22 protein-coding genes are annotated in these 19,690 nt (G+C 65.5%); 9 read left to right on the top strand and 13 right to left on the bottom strand.

Annotation, left to right across the window (positions count from 1 at the left end):
* Window positions 1–36: 36 nt before the first annotated feature.
* Both LH407_RS12610 and LH407_RS12605 read right to left on the bottom strand, forming a co-directional pair.
* The gene (locus tag LH407_RS12610; RefSeq protein WP_322133633.1) at window positions 37–1,512 is read right to left on the bottom strand and encodes a DUF7059 domain-containing protein; all 1,476 of its coding nucleotides are present in this window, start codon (window positions 1,510–1,512) and stop codon (window positions 37–39) included.
* Between the two features lie 58 nt (window positions 1,513–1,570).
* The gene (locus tag LH407_RS12605) at window positions 1,571–1,954 is read right to left on the bottom strand and encodes a VOC family protein (RefSeq protein ID WP_322133634.1); all 384 of its coding nucleotides are present in this window, start codon (window positions 1,952–1,954) and stop codon (window positions 1,571–1,573) included.
* 69 nt (window positions 1,955–2,023) lie between these two features.
* Here LH407_RS12605 and LH407_RS12600 point away from each other — a divergent pair, with 69 nt between their 5' ends.
* Window positions 2,024–2,662, top strand: a complete 639-nt coding sequence (locus LH407_RS12600) for a TetR/AcrR family transcriptional regulator (protein WP_322133635.1) — start codon at window positions 2,024–2,026, stop codon at window positions 2,660–2,662.
* 27 nt (window positions 2,663–2,689) lie between these two features.
* Complete coding sequence (locus LH407_RS12595) at window positions 2,690–3,184, top strand: FBP domain-containing protein (RefSeq protein WP_322133636.1); 495 nt, start codon at window positions 2,690–2,692, stop codon at window positions 3,182–3,184.
* Here LH407_RS12595 and LH407_RS12590 read toward each other — a convergent pair.
* The 4 genes from LH407_RS12590 to LH407_RS12575 all read right to left on the bottom strand — a co-directional run bounded on the left by LH407_RS12590 (window position 3,156) and on the right by LH407_RS12575 (window position 6,145).
* Window positions 3,156–3,650 carry an SRPBCC family protein gene (locus LH407_RS12590; protein ID WP_322133637.1) on the bottom strand — a complete coding sequence of 165 codons (495 nt, stop codon included), beginning with the start codon at window positions 3,648–3,650 and terminating at the stop codon, window positions 3,156–3,158. The two genes, LH407_RS12595 and LH407_RS12590, sit on opposite strands and share 29 nt — an antisense overlap.
* Entirely contained in the window at window positions 3,647–4,417 is a 771-nt protein-coding gene (locus tag LH407_RS12585; protein ID WP_322133638.1) for a YidC/Oxa1 family membrane protein insertase, read from the bottom strand. The genes LH407_RS12590 and LH407_RS12585 overlap by 4 nt, the downstream gene beginning before the upstream one ends.
* A gap of 63 nt (window positions 4,418–4,480) precedes the next feature.
* On the bottom strand, window positions 4,481–4,771 hold the full coding sequence (locus LH407_RS12580; RefSeq protein WP_322133639.1) for a DUF6412 domain-containing protein: 291 nt from the start codon (window positions 4,769–4,771) through the stop codon (window positions 4,481–4,483).
* Window positions 4,772–4,789: 18 nt separating this feature from the next.
* The gene (locus LH407_RS12575) at window positions 4,790–6,145 is read right to left on the bottom strand and encodes a glucose-6-phosphate dehydrogenase (protein WP_322133640.1); all 1,356 of its coding nucleotides are present in this window, start codon (window positions 6,143–6,145) and stop codon (window positions 4,790–4,792) included.
* Window positions 6,146–6,240: 95 nt separating this feature from the next.
* Between LH407_RS12575 and LH407_RS12570 the strand changes: the two genes are divergently transcribed.
* Both LH407_RS12570 and LH407_RS12565 read left to right on the top strand, forming a co-directional pair.
* Window positions 6,241–6,681 carry a hypothetical protein gene (locus LH407_RS12570; protein ID WP_322133641.1) on the top strand — a complete coding sequence of 147 codons (441 nt, stop codon included), beginning with the start codon at window positions 6,241–6,243 and terminating at the stop codon, window positions 6,679–6,681.
* A 9-nt stretch (window positions 6,682–6,690) separates the two neighbouring features.
* Window positions 6,691–9,012, top strand: a complete 2,322-nt coding sequence (locus tag LH407_RS12565; protein WP_407650579.1) for an ATP-binding cassette domain-containing protein — start codon at window positions 6,691–6,693, stop codon at window positions 9,010–9,012.
* On the opposite strand, the gene LH407_RS12560 is transcribed toward LH407_RS12565, so the two are convergent.
* The 7 genes from LH407_RS12560 to LH407_RS12530 form a co-directional block, all read right to left on the bottom strand.
* Complete coding sequence (locus tag LH407_RS12560; protein ID WP_322133643.1) at window positions 9,009–9,902, bottom strand: YihY/virulence factor BrkB family protein; 894 nt, start codon at window positions 9,900–9,902, stop codon at window positions 9,009–9,011. The two genes, LH407_RS12565 and LH407_RS12560, sit on opposite strands and share 4 nt — an antisense overlap.
* 23 nt (window positions 9,903–9,925) lie before the next feature.
* On the bottom strand, window positions 9,926–11,008 hold the full coding sequence (locus LH407_RS12555; protein ID WP_322133644.1) for a YihY/virulence factor BrkB family protein: 1,083 nt from the start codon (window positions 11,006–11,008) through the stop codon (window positions 9,926–9,928).
* Window positions 11,005–11,574, bottom strand: a complete 570-nt coding sequence (locus LH407_RS12550) for an HhH-GPD-type base excision DNA repair protein (protein ID WP_322133645.1) — start codon at window positions 11,572–11,574, stop codon at window positions 11,005–11,007. Before LH407_RS12550 ends, LH407_RS12555 begins: the two co-directional genes overlap by 4 nt.
* Window positions 11,575–11,661: 87 nt before the next feature.
* Complete coding sequence (locus LH407_RS12545) at window positions 11,662–12,501, bottom strand: zinc-ribbon domain-containing protein (RefSeq protein WP_322133646.1); 840 nt, start codon at window positions 12,499–12,501, stop codon at window positions 11,662–11,664.
* A gap of 45 nt (window positions 12,502–12,546) precedes the next feature.
* Window positions 12,547–13,566 carry an alpha/beta hydrolase gene (locus LH407_RS12540; protein WP_322133647.1) on the bottom strand — a complete coding sequence of 340 codons (1,020 nt, stop codon included), beginning with the start codon at window positions 13,564–13,566 and terminating at the stop codon, window positions 12,547–12,549.
* A 46-nt stretch (window positions 13,567–13,612) separates the two neighbouring features.
* A complete protein-coding gene (locus LH407_RS12535; protein WP_322133648.1) occupies window positions 13,613–14,449 on the bottom strand; it encodes a hypothetical protein in 837 nt (278 codons plus the stop codon).
* Between the two features lie 72 nt (window positions 14,450–14,521).
* A complete protein-coding gene (locus tag LH407_RS12530; protein ID WP_322133649.1) occupies window positions 14,522–15,103 on the bottom strand; it encodes a helix-turn-helix domain-containing protein in 582 nt (193 codons plus the stop codon).
* 57 nt (window positions 15,104–15,160) lie between these two features.
* Here LH407_RS12530 and LH407_RS12525 point away from each other — a divergent pair, with 57 nt between their 5' ends.
* The 5 genes from LH407_RS12525 (at window position 15,161) to LH407_RS12505 (ending at window position 19,672) form a co-directional block, all read left to right on the top strand.
* Complete coding sequence (locus tag LH407_RS12525) at window positions 15,161–16,117, top strand: NAD(P)/FAD-dependent oxidoreductase (protein ID WP_322133650.1); 957 nt, start codon at window positions 15,161–15,163, stop codon at window positions 16,115–16,117.
* Window positions 16,118–16,134: 17 nt separating this feature from the next.
* Window positions 16,135–17,052, top strand: a complete 918-nt coding sequence (locus LH407_RS12520; RefSeq protein ID WP_322133651.1) for an NYN domain-containing protein — start codon at window positions 16,135–16,137, stop codon at window positions 17,050–17,052.
* Between the two features lie 66 nt (window positions 17,053–17,118).
* Window positions 17,119–17,766 (top strand): SatD family protein, encoded by a 648-nt coding sequence (locus tag LH407_RS12515; RefSeq protein WP_322133652.1) that lies wholly within the window; start codon window positions 17,119–17,121, stop codon window positions 17,764–17,766.
* Window positions 17,763–18,476: a hypothetical protein gene (locus tag LH407_RS12510; protein WP_322133653.1), complete on the top strand. Its 714-nt coding sequence runs from the start codon at window positions 17,763–17,765 to the stop codon at window positions 18,474–18,476. The genes LH407_RS12515 and LH407_RS12510 overlap by 4 nt, the downstream gene beginning before the upstream one ends.
* A 74-nt stretch (window positions 18,477–18,550) precedes the next feature.
* Window positions 18,551–19,672 carry an AI-2E family transporter gene (locus LH407_RS12505; RefSeq protein WP_322133654.1) on the top strand — a complete coding sequence of 374 codons (1,122 nt, stop codon included), beginning with the start codon at window positions 18,551–18,553 and terminating at the stop codon, window positions 19,670–19,672.
* Window positions 19,673–19,690: the final 18 nt, after the last annotated feature.

The raw sequence follows: 19,690 nt of genomic DNA, 5'->3' as shown, positions 1-19,690 counted from the left end.
TAGCGAGGTCGCACCAGTGTGCCAGCAGAACGACCGCTACGGCAGTAGAAATCCCGTCACAACGAGCTCCCGAAGTGGGGGCAGAATCTCGGCCGTCAACTGGCCATAATCCACGCCCATCAGGTCGGCCACGGCCGCACAAATCACCCCGACGGGAAGGTCGCCGTCACACGCGCCGACGACGGCCGCAATCGCCGTTCCGACAGGAACACTTCGAGCGAAACCCGAACCCTGCCGCAGCAGCATCACCGTCGGATCCTCAGCCCCCGGCCAATAGTGGCGCTCCTCCGTCACATCGCCCGCGACGGTCAGCGTGGCCTGAAGCAGGTCGGTGGTCTCCAGCCAATCGTGGGCGGCGAACACGTGCTGGATGTGGTCACCCAGGGAACCGCCCAGAGGCCCTCCGTACTCCTCCGCGCGCCTCAGCGGCGTAGCGCCCGACTGCTCCGGTGCCCGGAAGGCGAGGTACCCGAAGCCAACGCTCGTCACCCCGCGGCGAGAGAAATCGTCGAGCCAGGCGTCATACCAGATGTCGAAGTCCGGGCCCGCCGCGGTGCCGCCATCACGAATCCACGTCTCGGCGTACTCGGCGGCGGACTGACGTTCGCGCTCCACGATCCAGTAGGCGAGGTTCGTGGCATCCGCCCACTCCCCCGCACGCTCGAGACCCGGGACCGCGCCGTACTCCCAGTTGCCGAGAAGTTGTGCGAAGCCCCCTGGCCGCAGGTGCTCCCGCAGACCCGCGATGACGGTGGCGACGAGTGCATCCCCGACCATTCCGCCGTCGCGGTACTCGTACGCGGGAATCCCAGTCGAGCGCGGAGTGATCACGAAGGGCGGGTTGGAGACGATGTGGTCGAACTGCTCTCCGACGACAGGCTCGAAGAGACTACCGAGCCGAAACTCGATCGAGTCGATGTCGTTCAGCACGGCATTCATCGCCGCGAGGTCCAGGGCTCGCTGAGAAATGTCGGTAGCGACGACGTGTTCGGCGTGCCGGGCCAGGTGGAGTGCTTGGATCCCGCACCCGGTGCCCAGATCCAGAGCCGATCGCGCAGGTCGATCGATCATGAGCCCACTGAGGGTGGTGGATGCTCCGCCCACACCGAGCACGTGGTGCTCCGGGATAGCGTGCCCGAGCGCGAGCTCACCGAGGTCGGACGCGATCCACCAACTGGCAACGCCCTGACCGTCGACAACGCTGTACGGTCGGAGGTCGAGGAGCGGAGCACCCCCGTCATCGACGAGCCCCAGCGTGTTGGCTCCCGCCAGCCCGAGGCTCGGGAGGGCAGAGTCGAGCTCGTCGGGCGCTACGGGAAGGCCGAGCACAAACGCGGACGCGAGGGTTGCACGAGCCGACGTCTGGTCGCGCAGGGCACGTAAAGCGGGGATGCGGTGACCTCGATGGAGTGCCGCCGCGGCATCCCCACCCCACAGCGCGCGGATGCCGTCCACACTGTAATCCGCCGCCGCCAGGTCATCTCGGAGTCGTCCGAGGAGTTCGCGTTGCACGCGTCCAGTGTTGCAGGTGGAACAGCGCGCTACTCGGCGCCTGTCGGTACGCGGTGCCCTACTCCGTCAGGACCGACAGGATGTTGCCGGCAGGATCGGTGAACCACGCAATATCGGGCCCCTCACCGCTCGCCTTACCTCGAGAGATACCTTTCTCGTCCTGGTTCAGTCCCTCGTAGCGTTCGAAGACGACACCGCGCCCGGACAGCGCATCGACGATCGTGTCGACGTCGTCGACCGGAAAGTTCAGCACCGTGAAGGTCGCCGGCTCGTGATTGGGCTTCGGATAGATGACGACGTGCGCGCCTCCGGGGATAGCGAGATTGAGCAACCCCATCTCCCACCGCTCCACGTCCAATCCCAGCACTCCCGAATAGAACTCGTAGGCAGCGTCGAGGTCGTTCACGGAAAAGCCGCTGAAAGCGGGAGAAGTGCCGAGCATGATGATCCCCTTCGATGTAAACACTGTCCACACTCGCATAGGATGGGGTATCCGTCCAGAGGGGACTCCATGTCGACTCCATCGCCATCGCGCGCCAGCTATCACCACGGTGATCTCCGGCAAGCCCTCCTCTCCGCGGGCATCGAGCTGGCGAGCACGGGCGGACCGGATGCGGTGGTGTTGCGAGAGGCGACACGGCGCGTCGGGGTGTCGCCGAATGCCGCCTACCGCCATTTCGCGGACCGCGAGGCTCTTCTCGCCGCCGTCGTTGATGCAGCGCAAGCACGGCTGGCCGAGCACATCGATGCTGAATTCGCGCTCGTGTCAGCCTCGAATCCCGTCGACATCGCACGCGGACACCTGCGTGCCGTGGGGAGCGCCTACGTGCGATTCGCCCTCGACGAACCTGGGATGTTCCGCACGGCGTTTTTTGTCCCGGCGGACCTCGAGGAGGCCGCGAGCCCGACTCGCGTGGGCCCCAGCGGCCGAACCCCGTTCGAGCTTCTCGGCGACAGCCTCGACGAACTCGTCGCGTCGGGCGCGATGCCACCCCATCGCCGCGAAGGCGCCGAATTTTTGGCCTGGTCGTCGGTCCACGGCCTCGCAATGCTCCTCATCGACGGCCCCCTGCGTGCGCTCCCCCGCCCCCATGCCGATGCGACCACACAACGGGTCATCGACATGGTCGAGGCGGGACTGACTGCATAGTTACCGCGTCGCGGTTACGCTGGAGCGGTGAAGGCAGTAGACGCAGCGGACATCAGATCCAGCTTCGTCAACGCCAGTCAGGGCGAGACAGAACGACTACCCCTCCCCGGCCTCCACGAAGTCATGTGGGACCATCGCGAGTACCTCGGGTGGCGCGACCCGCAAGCTCACCAACGCGGCTACGTCGTGTTCTGGAAGGATGACCGCCCCGTCGGCATCGTTCTTCGCGAGGCCGACTCCGCCCTACGATCGGGCATCCCGGCCATGTGTTCGTTGTGCAGGATCACCCAACCGAGCGATCAGGTTTCGCTCTTCTCCGCCCCGAGGGCCGGCCAAGCTGGCCGTGACGGCAACACGATCGGAACGTACATCTGTTCCGATCTGGCGTGCTCGCACCTCATCCGCATCCTGCCTCCGGCGTCCGACATGCAGCCGTCCCCCGCCGAGGTGCTCGAAGGACGCATCGCCGGGTTGTTGTCGCGAATCGACGCTTTCAGCTCCGACGTGATGCGCTCGGCGTAGCCGCGGCGATTCCCGGCAGTACCCGCTCCATATAGGGCGACCAGAAGGCTTTGACGATCGCGCGGACGATCAGGCGACGACCCGGTTTTGCGAAAAACGAGTACGTCCACAGGATGCGCGTGCCGTGGGCGGTCTTCTCGAATCGCCATTCCGCGCGCGCCCCGGAGACCAGCACACCGAAGAGCCTCTGGAAGTCGCTGAGTTGGTAGGCGAAGAAGGTTGGGGACTCGGCATCCGTCACGTGCTCGACCACGTGCCCACCGTCGGAGAGCAGAAGAGTGCGTTCCTGCCCGGCGGTTGTCCAGTCGCCCGACTGGTCACGCACACCGACGACGGCCGGCAAGGGCCCGTACGACGGATAAAAACTCGCGGGATCCAGCCCCGTGACGAACTCCCACGCCACAACCGGATGGCTGAGCACGGAGACCAGCGCAGTGGCCGAAACGGGTGCTGATGGGGTCGTCATGCTGTCGATTCGGAGCCGCGCATCCGCCGGTTTGGGTCCAGGGCCCTGCGCATGACCTGTCGTTCGACGAACGTCCACGTTGTTGTTGTCGCCAGGTATACGGTCGCCGCGAGTGGCACGACGGCGGCGAAGACGACCGTCACAAAGGGCAGAAAACCGAGGACCCGAGTGATTGCACCGAGGCCGGGCGATGCCACATCGGGTTGTGGGGCGATCGGCGCTGCATATCGACGCGATAGCCACACGACGAGCGCGATGAGTGCGAGCAGCGATCCCACGACGGCCAGGTGAAGAGGATCCGACCCACCACCAACGAGGCCAACAAACGACGACGAGAGCGGCACCCCGGCGAACGTCTCGGCGAGCAATCCGTTCGCGTGGCCGTTGATGGTCGGCAGAACAAAAAGTCCGTAGACCAGGGACAGCACGGGCAGCTGGATGAGGAGCGGCAGGATCCCGGCGAAGGGACTCACGCGCTCCCGCGCGTAGAGCTCCATGGTCTTGCGCTGAAGCATTTCGGGGTTCTTCGAATAGCGGGTCCGAAGTTCGGCGATACGCGGAGCGAGCCGACGCCTCTCCAGGTCACCCCGGAACGCCGCGACGCTCGCGGGAAGCAGGAGAGACCGGATGACGACGGTCAAGAGAACGATGGAGAGAGTGGGAGCGGCACCCGCTGCGAAGGGTGTAAGAGCAGCGATGAGCCACGTGATGACACTGTGAGCCGCATCAAGGGCGGCGGCGATGGGAGGGAACGAGTAAAGATCCACGGGAGTCCTTGGGTCGGAGAGGAGAGAGGGTCGCGTTGGACCGCGCTCTCGTCTCGGACGGACTCAGAACGCGGTCAGGGCGAAAGCTCCCGGGGCTCGTGCGCGGGTACGTCCGGGAGTTGCCGGATGACTCGGCTCGGGTGACGACGAAAAGGACTCCCTGTGGGCGCGGGCACGATAGCCCACCGTGATCTCGCGCGATCCGAGGACGGCGACGGCGATGTTCGCTGCGAGGAGGGCCGCGACTGCGAGCGATGCACCGGCGAACACCACGGCACCGGCATCCGGTGCCGTCACCGTGAGGACGAGGAGGATGCCGAGAGCCGCAAGGAGGCGGTGCACGGCGGTCGTCATAGAGCCGAGCCTAGCCGACTACCACTCTGACGGCCCGAGAGAACCTGCTGGGTAGGTCTCCAACGGAACCAAGTCTTTGCTCCAGGCCTTCATGACCGGTTCGACGATCCGCCAACACTGCTCGGCGACGTCGCCACGCACCGAGATCACCGAGGACCCCTCGAGCACGTCGGCCAGAACTTCGCCGTAGGCGCTCAACTCCGCCTCGCCGAGCTCGGCGTGGAGGATCGACTGGTCGAGAGTGAAGGGGTCGCCCTCCCCGTTGACCACGAGGTCGAGATCGAGTGTCGCGGGCTTGAGCGAGACCCGCAGACGACTCGGACTCGCCACACCCGTGAGCCCGGCGGGAAGGTGCGGGACCTCCTTGAACGTCACGATCACCTCCTGCCGCGACTCCGCGAGCGCCTTGCCCGAGCGGACGATGAACGGCACACCCTCCCACCGCCAGTTGTCGATCGCGAGCGTCACCTGGGCAAGGGTCTCGGTCTTGCGGCGCGGGTCGACGCCGTCCTCATCGATGTAGGCGGGCATCCGTCGCCCGTCGACGCTACCCGCGCCGTAGCGTGCCCGACGGGAGGATGTTCCGTTCTTGCGCCAAGGACGCGTCGCACGAAGGACCTGGGCCATGGAACCGCGAAGATCCTCAGCGTCGAGGCTCGCGGGTGGCTCCATCGCCGCGAGCGCGAGCACGAGGAGCAGATGGCTCTGGATCATGTCCTCCAAGGCACCCGCGTGGTCGTAGTAGCCTGCCCGATGTTCGAGACCGAGGCTTTCGTCAGCGATGATTTCGACCTTCTCGACGTTGTCGCGCGAGAACAGCGGCTCGAAGATGCGATTGGCGAATCGGAGTCCGATGAGATTCAGCACAGTCGACTTCCCGAGGAAGTGGTCGACGCGGAAGATCTGCTTCTCCGGCACCATCGTCTGGAGCAGGCGGTTGAGGGCCGCGGCCGAGCGCAGATCGGTGCCGAAGGGTTTCTCGAGCACGAGCGTGATTCCGGCGGGCAGGGTCATCGTCGAGAGGGCGCGGCACGCGAGCTCTGCGACCGCCGGTGGCAGAGCGAAGTAGAGCGCCACGCGGCCTTTCGCCGCGGCGAGTACACGAGCGAGATCGTCGGGGTTCGTGGCATCCCCTCGCAGGTAGCTGCTCGCGTCGGCGACACGAGTGCCGAGTGCCGACGGCGCTGACGCGAAGGCCGTCGAGATCCGCTTATGCCACTGAGCTGCGGAGAAATCCTCGCGGTCGACCCCGATGATCTCGACCGACTGCGCATCGCGCGACGCGAGGTAAGAGGCAATGCCGGGGAGGAGGAGGCGTGAGGTGAGGTCACCGCCCGCTCCGAGGATGACGAGAGTATCGATACGGCTGGTCACCTCGCCGAGGCTACTCCACCCCCTCCCTCCGCTCGACGGGTTGCGCCCCGAATGGTCGCCAGCGCCGGGCGTCCGTGTCTGGCTACGATGTGCACATGGAGTCGTGGGGGGACGCGGTCGATGAGGCCGCGCGCGCTGACCTGGACAGGCTGCTCGAGACTTCCATCCGGCTCGCGAGGACGCGGTTGACCGAAGCCGCGCACTTCGACCCCATCGCGATTGTCATGACGGACGACGGTCGAATTCTCGAGATCGAACAAGACAGATCGGGTCTTGGTAAACATCCCGACATCGAATCGCTCATCCGCACCGCGATGAGCCACCTCAGGCAGGTTCGAGATCAGGCTCGCAGCGTTGCGCTCATCATGAACACGCGTCTCCAGCAGGAGCGTTCGGATGCCGTGGAGATACGCCTCGAACACCGCGCTGGTGCCGCAGCTACCGTCTTCGAGCCCTACAAAAAAGCCACGTTCGGCGCGCGCATCGAATACGGCACCCCGCGGGCCTTTGCCTCGCGCCCCCTGCTGTGGGGTTGATACTGCCGGATGTCGGCGCCCTCTGGCAGAGTGGACACCGTGAACATCGCGCACTCCCCCAACGAATCCAGCCCCTCGATCGCCGATAGCCACCACGTCATCCGGGTTCGCGGAGCACGCGAGAACAACCTTCGAGACATCTCGGTCGACATTCCCAAACGACGGTTGACGGTCTTCACGGGAGTCTCCGGCTCCGGTAAATCCTCGCTCGTGTTCGGCACCATCGCCGCGGAGTCGCAGCGTCTCATCAACGAGACCTATTCCGCCTTCGTACAGGGATTTATGCCGAGCCTCGGTCGCCCCGACGTGGATTCGCTCGAGAACCTCAGTGCCGCGATCATCGTCGATCAGGAACGTATGGGAGCGAACTCGCGCTCCACGGTCGGCACCGCGACCGACGTCAACGCCATGCTGCGCATCGTCTTCAGCAGACTGGGCGAACCGCACATCGGTCCGTCGTTCTACTACGGCTTCAACGCACCGGAGGGCATGTGTCCACGATGCGAGGGGCTCGGCCACGTGACCGACATCGACCTCGCTGAGCTGTTCGACGACAGCAAGAGCCTCAGCGAGGGCGCCATCACCATTCCCGGCTACAACGTCGACGGGTGGATGGTGCGCGGCTTCACCGAATCGGGTTTTGTTCCCGCGGATGTTCCCATCAAGGACTTCACGGAGCAACAGCGCCAAGACTTCCTCTACAAGGAGCCCGTCAAGGTCGCGGTGAGCGGCTTCAACATGACGTACGAAGGCCTCGTGCCGAAGGTGCAGAAGAGCATCCTGTCGAAAGACAAAGACTCAGTTCAGCCGCACATCCGCGCCTTCATCGACCGGGCTGTGACGTTCCAACCGTGTCCGGAGTGCGAGGGGACCCGGCTCAACGAGGCTGCCCGGTCGTCGAAGATCAACGGAAAAAGCATTGCCGACTGCTCACGCATGCAAGTGAGTGACCTCGCCGAGTTCATTCGCGGCATCTCCGACCCGCAGGTGGGACCGCTCCTCGCGCCACTGCAGCAGACCCTCGATTCGCTGGTCGAGATCGGACTCGGGTACCTGAGCCTCGATCGAACCTCGGGGTCGCTCTCGGGTGGTGAGGCCCAGCGGGTGAAGATGGTGCGACACCTCGGGTCGTCTCTGACGGACGTGAGCTACATCTTCGACGAGCCGACCATCGGGCTGCATCCGCACGACATCGAGCGGATGAACAACCTCCTCCGTCGCCTTCGCGACAAAGGCAACACCGTGCTCGTGGTCGAGCACAAGCCGGAGACGATCGCGATCGCCGACCACGTAATCGACTTGGGGCCGCGGGCAGGGGTTGGCGGCGGCACAATTCAGTACGAGGGTACGGTCGACGGGCTCCGATCCAGCGACACCCTTACCGGCCGCCACCTCGACGATCGCGTGCGGCTTCGCGAAACACCTCGAACCCACCAGGGCTACCTCGAGATTCGAGGGGCGACACGTCACAATCTCAAAAACGTCGATGTGGACATTCCGCTCGGTGTTCTCACCGTCGTGACCGGTGTGGCTGGCAGCGGCAAGAGTTCTCTCATCCATGGTTCGATCCCGCGGGGAGAGAACGTGGTCACCGTCGACCAGTCCGCTATTCGCGGATCGCGACGGAGCAACCCCGCGACGTATACCGGTCTGCTTGATCCGATCCGCACCGCCTTTGCCAAGGCGAACGGTGTGAAGCCCGCCCTGTTCAGTGCCAACTCCGAGGGCGCCTGCCCGAATTGCAACGGCAACGGCGTCATCTACACCGACCTCGCCATGATGGCGGGCGTCGCGACAGTGTGCGAAGCGTGTGGTGGCAAAAGGTTCCAGCCCCAGGTGCTCGAGTACACACTGAACGGTAAAAACATCGCGGAGGTGCTCGCCATGTCCGTGGCCGAGGCCGAGGAGTTCTTCGGCTCGGGTCCCGCCCACGCCATCCTCACGCGTATGGCCGATGTCGGACTGGGCTACCTGAGCCTCGGGCAACCGCTCACGACCCTCTCCGGCGGCGAACGTCAACGACTGAAGCTCGCTATCCACATGGCCGACAAGGGCGGCATCTACGTGCTCGACGAACCAACGACCGGGCTGCACCTGGCCGACGTCGAGCACATGCTGGGACTCTTCGACCGCCTCGTCGACTCCGGCAAAACCGTGATCGTCATCGAACACCACCAAGCCGTCATGGCACACGCAGACTGGATCATCGATATCGGGCCAGGTGCCGGCCACGACGGAGGATCGGTCGTTTTCGAAGGCACCCCGCAGGAGCTTGTCGCGACGGCGACGACCCTGACGGGTAAACATCTGAAGGACTACGTCGGAGGCTAGAGCTTCTCCCCGCGATCACCCGCATCAACGGCGATCCACGACGCGGCCGCGAGGGTGATGAGGCCCGAAATCCTGAAGAACAACAGCAGACCGATAAACACCGCGAACGTCGCCAACAGCGGATTGCGTGTTGCGCTGCCAGCAAGAACCGAGCTGCCGATCTGCAAGAGGAGCATGGCGAGACCGCCGAGGAACGAGCCTCCCGCCAGTCGACGCCAAGGGATGCTCGCACGCGAGAGGAAGCGGAACAGCGCTGCCAGTACGGCCGAGTTGATGACAAAAATCAGCAGGAATCCCGAACCGCGGGCTAAGAGCAGATACCACGGTCCCGCCGTGCTGAGCCCAACCGAGTCGAAAACCCAGTCGAGGGCCGCGGTGCTCAGCACCGACAGCGCGGCCGCGACGAGCAGGAGCGCGCCGAGCCCTAAGGCCACGACAAGATCACGGGCCTTCAAGAGAAAAAAGTTGCGGCGGTCGCGCTCCAAGCCGAAGACCGCCCTGACGGCCAACCGGGCGTACGTCACCCACCCGATCGCCGTCCAGACGAGTCCGACGAGGGCGATGGCGCCGGTGACGCTGAGGATGCCAGCGCCTGCTGCGCTCCCGGCCACGATGTCGTCGACGTGGATGACGCCGTCGTTGTCGCCTACAAGTCCCGGGACAGCGGTGCTCACGATGACAACAAGGGATTCGAGGGTCTGTTGGTCCCCCGCGAGCCAGATGCCCGCGATCGAGAAACCGACGTAGACGGCGGCGAATACCGCGAAGAGCGCCTGGTAGCTCATGCCTGCGGCGAGGAGAAGCCCGTTGTGGTCGAGGAGGTTCATCCAGACCCGAACGGGCAGCAATGATCTCACCCACAAGACGAGGGCCGAGGCACGACGCTTCATGTCCCCCTCCGCCGTGATCGAGTTCAGCTGACTCCCGCGAGCGTACCCGTATCGTCAACGACGAGGTCGACGAGCCGGTCTTCGGCCTGTCTCACCCGCCGTGCGGCGCCGCGACGGCGCAGCAGCGGCGCGGACGCGTATGCGCGCCGAGCCTCCACGACGCGTGCGCGCGCCGCGACCAGGTCGTCGGCGTCCGATACGACGGATGCCCGGGGCGCGAGTTGCTCGTGACGGTCTTCCGCACCAACGGCAATCCACGACGCCGCGACGAGTATCACGGTGTTGAGGAGCCGGAAGAACAGCAGGAGACCGATGAGCACGGCGAAGGTGGCCAACAGCGGGTTGCTGGAGGCGCCGCTGGCCAGAAGCGAGCTGGCCAGCTGCAGCACGAGCATCCCGGCCCCGCCAACAAGTGCACCCCGCACGAGGTAGCGCCAGCCGACGGCCGCGCTCGAGAGGAAGCGGAACAACATCACCAGAACGGCAGTGTTGATCGCAAGAACGAGCACCAGTCCGATAACGCGTGCCAGCACCACGTACCCGATGCTCTCGGTGGCAAGTCCGATGGCGCCGAAGACCCAGTCGAGCGCCGCGGTGCTCGCCACCGACAGTACGGAGGCCACAAGAAGGAGCACACCGACGGCGATGGCGACAAGGATGTCGAGAGCCATGACGAGCGCCGGGTTTCTGGTCTCGCGGGGTAGTCCGAAGACGGCACGGACGGAGAGCCGCGCGAAGCTGATCCACCCCGTCGCGGTCAGGATGAGCCCGATGAGGGCGATCGCCCCCGTCCACGTGAGCAGGCCGGCACTCGCGGCGCCCGCGGCCGCAAGATCGTCGGGGGTGATGACACCGTCGTCCCCCACGAGGCCGGGAATCGTCGAGTTGACGATGGCGAGGAGGGAGTCCATCGCGCCCGGTTGGCCGAGCAACCAGATGCCGGCGATGGAGAATCCGACGTAAACGGCCGCGAACACGGCGAAGAGTGCCTGATAGCTCATTCCCGCCGCGAGCACGGGTCCATTCCGCTCGCCGAAGTGAGTGAACACTCTCACGGGGAAGAGCCCGGTCACCCAGGCAATAAGTCGCGTGATGCGCTCCTTCATCGCGCCTTGGCCGCCGCTTTGGCCGCCTTCTTGGTCTCACGAACTTTCGCGAGGGAGTCACTGTCGACGATGTCGGCCACCGACATCGTTGTTCCCTCGTCACCGTAGGGGCTGGATGAATCGCGCCACCCCTCACCGGTGAACCCGTATTGCTTACCGAGGAGGGCGAGGAAGATCTTCGACTTCTGCTCGCCGAATCCCGGCAGCGTTCGGAGTCGACGGAAGACTTCTGCCCCGTCCGGGTTACCGCGCGTCCACAGTGCGGCAGCATCGCCGTCCCAGTCGGCGACCAGCGCCTGCGCGAGTGCCTGCAGCCGTTCAGCCATGGAACCCGGGAAACGGTGGACCGATGGGGATTCTTTGAAGGCGGCAACCAAACGATCGGGATCAGTACCCGCAATGGAGGCCGCTGAGAGTTGCCCGAGGCGTTGCTCCAGCTTGAGCGGCCCGGCGAAGGCCGTCTCCATCGTCACCTGCTGATCGAGCATCATGCCGGTGAGCAGCGCGAACGGATTGTCGGTGAGGAGGGCATCCGCTGCCGGATCGCCCGTGATGTGCAGCGTCATGGCATCCATCCTCCCAGCCGACGGCCCCCGCGCGGAGCTTTCGTGCCCCCGGTTGATTTGCGACGCGACCGCTGCTACGCCGCGAGCTCAGCGCAGGTAGCAGTCGACGATGAGATCGCCGCGGATCACACGCAACTCGTCGATGATGCGCGAGATCAGGCGTTCACTCACCGTCGAGGCCTGCACATCGTGTGGGCCGAGGGGTTGGAGTTTCGCCGAACGAATACGGATGACCTCCCACCCGACTGCTCGTGCCGCTCGATCCTTGCGCAGGTCGACGTGTTCGCGGCGGCCCACGTGCTCGAGCCCGTCACGACCCGTCGAGTCGTACTCGATTGCCACCTTCAGCTCGGGCAGGACGATGTCGGGCCACACCTCGAGATGATCAAAAAACGGATGCCGCGTGCGCACGGCCGTCATCCCTCCCGTGAACTCAAGCCGGTCGGCGAGGCGCTGGTGAAGGTCACCCTCGACCGCGGATGCTCGTGCCGGCGCACACACGCTCGCAAAGGCATCGCCCTCCCGATGACGCGGCGCCTCCGAGTGCCGACACAGCCGTTTCTGCGGGCGCGCGGGCGCCGGGGCCCGCGTGACAACGCGGGGCTCTTGCCGGATCGGCTTCGGGGCGGCTCCCGTCGCGCACTCCGGACACCAGGTCGAGCGCCGCCTCGACGTGCCGGGGCGCTGGCGTTGTTCCCAGGGTGTGGCAATGAAGAGGTGGCCAACCTCGCACTGCCAGAGCAACCAGACGTCGGCCGCGGGCGGAACCTGGGTCAGGGCGAGTCCGCCGTTGAGGTCGGGGTGGTACTGGCGAATGAGAACGGGATATCGCTCCCAGTCCGTTCGGTAACTGCCCACCGCGTAGGGCACGTCGACTCCTTTGGAGCGCTGACGACGCTGCCACCACGAGTCGATCGGTTCTGGCACGGCGACAGGCTACGTGCCACCTCCGACGTCGCGCCCTCTGCAGCGTTAGTCGCGAAGGACGCGATCGAGGTACTCGAGTGTCGAGGTGAGCGCGGACTGGGCATCCGCATAGTCGAGGTGGAACTGGTACTCGTGCGGCAGTTCCGGCTCGTGATCCGCGGGGTAGAACACCGTCTCGACGTCGACCCCGAGGGCACCGAGTTTGTCGGCGAGGGGCTTGGACTGGGTGTCGGTGAGCGGGTCGCCGTTGCCGCCCGAGATCCAGGTCGTCGGGAAGTCCTCCGTCACGTAGTCGAGGGTCGACATTTCCTGACCCCCGGCCGTTCTCGACCAGTCGCGTTCTCCGAGGTAGGCCCAGAGTGCAATACGGAACCCCCAGCCACCGATCCCAGGGGCATTGGGGATGCCACTGACGTCGTAGATGCCGCAGTTGAGCACAACACCGCGAAGCTGCTCGGCGCCCAACGCCGGATCCATGCCCAACAGGTCCGCGTACTGGGGATTGGTTGTGAGCACCGCAAGCTGGCTCGTCAGATTGGCACCGGCAGAGTCACCCGCGATGACGAGACGCTCGGGGTCGATGCCGTACTCGTCGGCGTTCTCGACGAGATGGGTGAGCGCATCGTTGAGGTCTTCGAGCCCGCGCGGGTAGAGGTGCTCTGGCCCGTAGGGGTAGTCGAGGCTGACCGTTGTGTAGCCGTGCGAGGCGATGATCTGAACGTAGGGATCGACGTTCTCTTTGGTGCCCGAAATCCAGGCACCGCCGTGAATCCAGATGACCGTGGGCAATGGCTCGCTCGCACCGCTCGGGCGGAAGAGGTCGAAGGTTGCGTCCGGCCCCGTGCCGTAGGCGATGTCACGTCGAGCGTCCACTCCGGTGACGGGCACGAAGGGTGTCATCTCTTCGACCGTCTTCTGAGCGTTCTGATCGAAGATCGCTCGGATGAGAAGCGCCGCCGGCCACGGGCTGAGCAACCACCACGCGGTCGCCGCGAGCCCCAGGCCCAGAGCGACAACGGGAATCCAGTGTCTCTTGTACGCGATCCAGCGACGCTCCCCCGGCATGCGCCCAGCCTAGTGAGTGAGCGGATGTCAGTGCTGCACGCCGCTGTCAGCGAATCCGACCGCCCACCTTGGCCAACGCGCCGGAGTACGCCTCGGTGAGCAGCGTGGTCGCGTCGAGGGACACCGTCGCACCGTGCCCGACACGTTCGCCGATCTCGCTCAGGGCCACCACGGCCGATCCCAACTGCGGCGACATCCGTTTCGCGGCCACGAGGCAGTCGACGACGTAGGGGATGGTGAGCCCGCTCGGCAGGTCGTTGTTCTGCGCGAGGGTGCGCACGTCGAGTTCCAGCGAGATCCTGTGCTGCAGGACTCGAAGCCGTGGGTCGTTGACCGAGGGTCCTGCGAAGAGGGGGCGCGACAGGTCTGGGGTTTCGCGGGCAGCGGCGACGTCGTGTTTGGTGGCCGCGGCCTCGAGCTCCGTGATGGTGTCGGCGCGGGCATCCGTCGATCCGGGGCCTGTCGCGTCGACGTGTACGCCGTACTCACCGAGGAGCACACGTCGTGTCGCCAAGGCGAGCAGGAGTGAGGCGGCCGTGACGAGAAGCAGTTGCGCGGCGGCGGTGGCGGCAGGGCTCCCGAGCCACGGGTTCGCTCCGCCCGAGGTGACGGTGACGACGGCGGGCGCTCCCTCTGTCACGGACGTCTCGTGCGTGACCCGCGGCTCCGACGTCGAGTTGAAGGGAGGAGCGGTGGTGTCCGTTGTCGTGGTCGTTTGCCCACCCGGCAGGGGCGACGTCACGGTTGTGACGGAGGGCTCGGGCGGCGGCCCGGTCACGGTTTCGAAGGCGATGAGTGTGAGGCCGGCCGCGAAACTCGCGACGCCTACGATCGCCGCGACGCGATCGGCTTTGATGCGCGCGTTGGTTTTGAACACCGGCATGGGGGTCCCCGTCCCTTGACTCGTTCACCCCATTGTCACTCGGAGAGGGGGCGAACCGTGCTGGACGTTTTCTCAACGCGCGCTGGACGTCGTACTCGCGCGCACGTGCAGGCGCTCTCCGTGTTTGCCGTAGATGGTCAGGATCTCCGCCGGTTCGGTGCCCGGGTTGAAGAACGCGTGCGGCACCCGAGTGTCGAATTCGGCGACCTCACCCACACCCAGTTCCATATCGTGGGGTCCGAGGAGCAGCCGCACCCGTCCGCTGAGAACGTAGAACCAGTCGAATCCCTCGTGTACGCGCTGCTCGGGTACGGGCTGCCCACCGCGAGGGTGCAGCACCTGCTTGTATGCCTGGAGCTTCGCTCCGGCGCGCGACAGCGGAACGATGGTGGAGTCGCCGCGCTGGAAGGGCTTCTGCACAACACGCGGGTCACGGGCATCCGCCGGCTGCACGAGTTGGTCGAGGGCGACCCCGTAGAGCTCGGCGAGAGGCAGCAAGAGCTCGAGGGTGGGGCCGCGATGACCGGACTCGAGTCGGGAGATCGTCGAGACCGAGATGGATGTCGCGGCAGACGCCTCGGCGAGCGTGAGCCCTGCCATCGAGCGCAACTCCCTCAGTCGCGGTCCGACGGCGGAAAGCTTCTCCTCCCACATGTTGCCAGTTTAGCAATCTCGTTTGCTCCCGACGCGGTCAGGAATGAGGCTGGTCTCATGACAGACAAGTGGGACGCCATCATCATCGGAGGCGGAGCCGCGGGGCTCAGCGCCGCCCTCATGCTCTCCCGAGCGCGCCGGTCGGTACTGGTGATCGATGCTGGCAAACCTCGCAACGGCGTTGCACCTCACATGCACGGCGTACTGGGGCACGACGGCACATCGGCCGTCGACCTGCTCGCTCGGGGACGTCGTGACATCGAGGGCTACGGCGGCGTCGTACTGAGTGGTGACGTCACCGACCTCTCCCCCGAGTCTTCGGGCGGCTTCCGGGTTACCTCGACAGCGGGCATCCACCGCGCACCGCACGTCATGGTGGCAACCGGCCTCGCCGACGAGCTGCCCGCCATCTCCGGGCTCGCGGAACTCTGGGGAACCGGTGTCGTCGTGTGTCCGTACTGTGACGGCTGGGAGAAGCGCGACCAGCGCATCGGTGTGATCGCCACTACACCGGCGCAGCACCAGGTTCAGTTACTGAGGCAGTGGTCATCGGATGTCACCTACTTCAGCCGCGGCATCCCCCTCGATGACGTCGCGCTGCGGGCCCTCGACGCACGAGGTATTACGCGAGTCGATGCGGACATCGAGCGTGTGCACTCGCAGGATTCCGGTGCCATCACGATCGACCTCGTCGATGGAGGCTCGGTGGAGGTGGACATCGTGTTCACCGCTCCTGCTGGCGCCCCTCGCGACGGGTTCCTCCGAGCGCTGGGAGCGGCGGTGAGCGCTCAGGCCCCCTTCGGTGGGGCCGAGTTCGTCGCGGTCGACGATATGGGTCGCACGAGTGTTCCCGGCCTGTGGGCCGCAGGAAACTCCGTGAACCCGGCTGCGAACGTGCCCCTCTCCATGGGTACGGGCAGCAAGGTGGGGGCCGCGATCAACGCGGAACTCGTCGAGCGCGACGTCGCGGCAGCCTTGGCGAGCGCGGAGGGCGTGCCAGACTTGCCCCAGTGACACCTCCGGGAGGCAGCATGGCAGAGCAGCTCGACCCGCGCGTCGCGGTCTACATCGACTTCGACAACATCGTGATCTCGCAGTACGACCACATCCACGGTCGCGGGAGTTTCTCCAAGGACAAAGCTCGCAACGGTGCGGGCAAGGCGGCGGAAAAGCTCCAGCAGGCCACGGTGGACATCGGCGAGGTTCTCGACTTCGCATCGTCGTTCGGGGCGGTGGCCATCAGTCGCGCCTACGCGGACTGGGCCGCCCCCGCCAATACGCGGTACCAGAAGCAACTCATCGATCGCGCGGTCGACCTTGTGCAGTTGTTCAACACTGCGGGAACGAAGAATGGCGCCGACATCCGACTGGCAATCGACGTCGTCGAGGATCTGTTCCGCCTCGAGGACATCAGTCACGTGGTGATCGTCGCGGGCGATAGCGACTACATCCCGCTCGCCCAGCGGGTTCGACGCATGGGCCGCGTTGTTGTTGGCGTGGGGGTCACGGGCTCAACGAGCGCCGCCTTCAAGAGCGCGTGCGATGAGTTCTCCTTTTACGAGGATCTCGTGGAGGACCCTGCGCCGCCGGTCGATGTGCCCGTCGAGAAGGCCGTGGCGGCTGCGCCCATCGCGGATGCGCCGCAACCCGAGGTGGCGAAGGCACCAACCCGTCGTCGAGCGAGCGCCCCCGTCACCACGGCAGCTCCCCCGCCCGACCCGCAGCATGCCGCTGCCGAGTTGCTGGTTCGCGCTCTGCGTGTCGCTCAGCGTGCCGACACGGTCGACGGATGGGTGAACGCGTCATCGGCGAAACAGCAGATGAAGCGTCTCGATGCGGGGTTCGGAGAGAAGAAGTTGGGGTTCAAGTCCTTCACCGACTTCGTGCGCTCGGTTGATGCCGTCGAGACCAAAGAGGACGGCTCGCTGCGTTTTGTCCGCCTCAAGTGATGGTTATATTCGGTGAAATATTACTGATTTAGTTATATTTTGCGAAATATAACCTAGACTTGGGTCATGAACGATCTGACCGGAGCGGCCGTCATCGTCGATCTGGTGCGCTCACGACACCACCCCGATCGCGCTCTCGCCCAACAGCGGATAGTGGACGCACTCGACTCGGTCGGCGAACGTATCCCCGCGCTATTACCCCTGCAGCCCACAGTCGGAGACGAATTCCAGGGGATGTACGGAAGCATCCACGACGCGCTCACCGCTACCCTTCTCATCCGCCTCAGCCTCCCGGACGACCTCGACTGCCGCTTCGGTATCGGAATCGGCGAATCTCGGGACATCAGTGATGGCCCCACCCCCATCAGAGACGGCAGTGCGTGGTGGAGCGCCCGCGCCGCCATCGGCGAAGCCCAACGCCGAGAAAACGACGACGAACCCTGGCTGCGAACCTGGATCGATGTCGACCCGGGGCACACACACCTCGCGGATGCCGCCATCACCAACGCCTATCTGATCTGCCGCGATCAGCTCCTCAGCAGCCAAACACCCAACAGCCGACGTGCGCTCCTCGGGCACCTCCTCGGTGAAACCCAGCACGAGACAGCGGCTGCCCTCGGAGTCAGCCAACCAGCCGTTTCCCGTGCGCTCGCCAAAGGTTCGGCCACGGCCATCACCGCCTCTACACACCTCATCAGGGAGAACACGCCATGATCCTTCTCGGCTACTACCTGGCCATGCTCGGCGTCGCGGATGCCACGCGGGGCCTGCCGCGGGGGCGACAGCGCTGGGGCGCCCTGCGTGGCCTCCTCCTCGCCCTCCTGGTCGGCGTGCTCGGCGTTCAGCTCACGGGCATCGACCCGCTCGTCATGCTCGTACCCTTCGTGTTCACCGTGGCGTGGGTCACCTCAACCCCCGGCGGTCGGGCGAGCACACGCTGGCCGCTCCTCGCGCTTCTTGTCTCCCTAGCCGGTATCGCCTACCTCTCGCTCTCGGTCGCGACGCCCGGCCCCCTCGACGAGTGGCTCGCGACGTCCGCTGCTCCGGTGGATGCGACCCGCGTCGTACTGCTCCTCGGCTGCGGCCTCGTGCTGCTCGAAACCGCCAACATCGTTGTGCGGTTGGTGCTGGCATCCGAGTCCTCAGCACGCAGCGATCTCAGCGAAGACTCCAGCGACCTCAAGGGTGGCCGCATCATCGGCCCGCTCGAAAGACTCATGGTGTTCGGGCTCGCCGCCGCTGGCCAATTCGCCGCGATCGGTGGCGTTCTGGCAGCGAAGGGAGTTGTGCGCTTTCCGGAACTCTCGCGGAGTGTGCGCAAGCGCAAGACGGGTGAGGCGCCGAGCAAGGACCCGGAGTACTTCCTCATCGGCAGCCTCGCCAGCTGGGGCATCGCGTTGCTCGCCTCGCTACTGCTGCGCTGAACCCGACATCGCGTCGCATCCGCCCCGAAGCGGGGGAATCGCGAGGGATGACGCGGGCGATAGAGTCACTCACCATGAGACCGTCACCCCGACTCCGCGCCGGAACGGCGCTGCGCCACGACCCAGCACGCGGGACTGCTCCGGCCAGGCGCATCCTGTTCAATCCGTTTGTTGTCGGCCTTCTCGGAGCGCTCGGAGTCGGTGTCGGTATCGCCATCATCGGAGCGGTACGAACGCTCGCGACCGTGCTCATCTACATGGGTGTTGCCTACTTCATCTCGCTCGCGCTGGAACCGATCATCCGCTGGGCGACGGAACGAAACATCCCACGCTGGGCGGCCTCGCTCGCCATCGTGGTGCTCGGGCTCCTTGTCGGCTTCCTCATCGCTCTCGCGGTTGTGCCCGTCATCGTGCGAGAGGTCACGCACCTCATCTCGGCAGCGCCCGGCTGGGCGGCGAGTCTGCCCGATCAAGCGTGGGTGCAGTGGTTGACGGCAAACGTCGGGTCGTACATCGACGTGAGCTACCTCACCTCGCAGGTCACAACGTTCCTGAGCGACCCCAACCAGTGGCTATCGATCGGAGGCGGGCTGCTGGCGATCGGAACCGGATTCGGGGAAGCAGTGACGGCCGTCATTGTGGTGACCGTGCTGACGTTGTACTTCACCCTCACGCTGCCTCTCGTGATGGAGAAGGTCTACCAGGCGGTACCCCGTTCACGTCGTGATGGATTCCGCTCCGTGACCGACGAGATCCTCCAGTCGGTCGGCAAATACGTGGCCGGGCAACTGCTGCTGGCACTCGTTAACGCGATCGTCACCTTCATTCTCGTGACCGCGGTTGGTGGCCCCGTGCCGATCGTGCTCGCGCTTGTGGCCTTCGTCTGCGCGCTCATTCCCGTGGTCGGCCCGATTCTGGGCACCACAATTGCCGTGGTCGCGACCGTGTTCGTGAACCCCGTCGGAGCCCTCATCCTCGCCGTACTTCTGCTCATCTACATGCAGATCGAGGCCTACGTGCTGAGCCCGCGGGTGATGGCGAAGGCCGTATCCGTTCCCGGAGCACTCGTGATCGTCGCCGCAATCGGTGGAGCCTCGCTCGGCGGCATCCTCGGAGCACTCGTGGCCATCCCGGTCGTTGCGGCGGGCATCCTCATCTTCGAGCGTGTGATCCGGCCCCGGCAGGAAGCGAAGTAGCCGACGAGGCGCGCGACA

Source organism: Antiquaquibacter oligotrophicus, from assembly GCF_020535405.1.
GTDB lineage: Bacteria > Actinomycetota > Actinomycetes > Actinomycetales > Microbacteriaceae > Rhodoglobus > Rhodoglobus oligotrophicus.
This window is presented reverse-complemented; position numbering and strand designations above follow the sequence as displayed.

What these genes read in the sequence shown, in the direction of transcription:
- LH407_RS12555 (WP_322133644.1), bottom strand. Translation starts at nt 11,008, where the DNA reads ATGAAGGAGCGCATCACGCGACTTATTGCCTGGGTGACCGGGCTCTTC.
- LH407_RS12530 (WP_322133649.1), bottom strand. Translation starts at nt 15,103, where the DNA reads ATGTGGGAGGAGAAGCTTTCCGCCGTCGGACCGCGACTGAGGGAGTTG.
- LH407_RS12510 (WP_322133653.1), top strand. Translation starts at nt 17,763, where the DNA reads ATGATCCTTCTCGGCTACTACCTGGCCATGCTCGGCGTCGCGGATGCC.
- LH407_RS12520 (WP_322133651.1), top strand. Translation starts at nt 16,135, where the DNA reads ATGGCAGAGCAGCTCGACCCGCGCGTCGCGGTCTACATCGACTTCGAC.
- LH407_RS12570 (WP_322133641.1), top strand. Translation starts at nt 6,241, where the DNA reads ATGGAGTCGTGGGGGGACGCGGTCGATGAGGCCGCGCGCGCTGACCTG.
- LH407_RS12605 (WP_322133634.1), bottom strand. Translation starts at nt 1,954, where the DNA reads ATGCTCGGCACTTCTCCCGCTTTCAGCGGCTTTTCCGTGAACGACCTC.
- LH407_RS12505 (WP_322133654.1), top strand. Translation starts at nt 18,551, where the DNA reads ATGAGACCGTCACCCCGACTCCGCGCCGGAACGGCGCTGCGCCACGAC.
- LH407_RS12560 (WP_322133643.1), bottom strand. Translation starts at nt 9,902, where the DNA reads ATGAAGCGTCGTGCCTCGGCCCTCGTCTTGTGGGTGAGATCATTGCTG.
- LH407_RS12525 (WP_322133650.1), top strand. Translation starts at nt 15,161, where the DNA reads ATGACAGACAAGTGGGACGCCATCATCATCGGAGGCGGAGCCGCGGGG.
- LH407_RS12600 (WP_322133635.1), top strand. Translation starts at nt 2,024, where the DNA reads ATGTCGACTCCATCGCCATCGCGCGCCAGCTATCACCACGGTGATCTC.
- LH407_RS12580 (WP_322133639.1), bottom strand. Translation starts at nt 4,771, where the DNA reads ATGACGACCGCCGTGCACCGCCTCCTTGCGGCTCTCGGCATCCTCCTC.
- LH407_RS12590 (WP_322133637.1), bottom strand. Translation starts at nt 3,650, where the DNA reads ATGACGACCCCATCAGCACCCGTTTCGGCCACTGCGCTGGTCTCCGTG.
- LH407_RS12550 (WP_322133645.1), bottom strand. Translation starts at nt 11,574, where the DNA reads ATGACGCTGCACATCACGGGCGATCCGGCAGCGGATGCCCTCCTCACC.
- LH407_RS12565 (WP_407650579.1), top strand. Translation starts at nt 6,691, where the DNA reads ATGTCGGCGCCCTCTGGCAGAGTGGACACCGTGAACATCGCGCACTCC.
- LH407_RS12515 (WP_322133652.1), top strand. Translation starts at nt 17,119, where the DNA reads ATGAACGATCTGACCGGAGCGGCCGTCATCGTCGATCTGGTGCGCTCA.
- LH407_RS12540 (WP_322133647.1), bottom strand. Translation starts at nt 13,566, where the DNA reads ATGCCGGGGGAGCGTCGCTGGATCGCGTACAAGAGACACTGGATTCCC.
- LH407_RS12535 (WP_322133648.1), bottom strand. Translation starts at nt 14,449, where the DNA reads ATGCCGGTGTTCAAAACCAACGCGCGCATCAAAGCCGATCGCGTCGCG.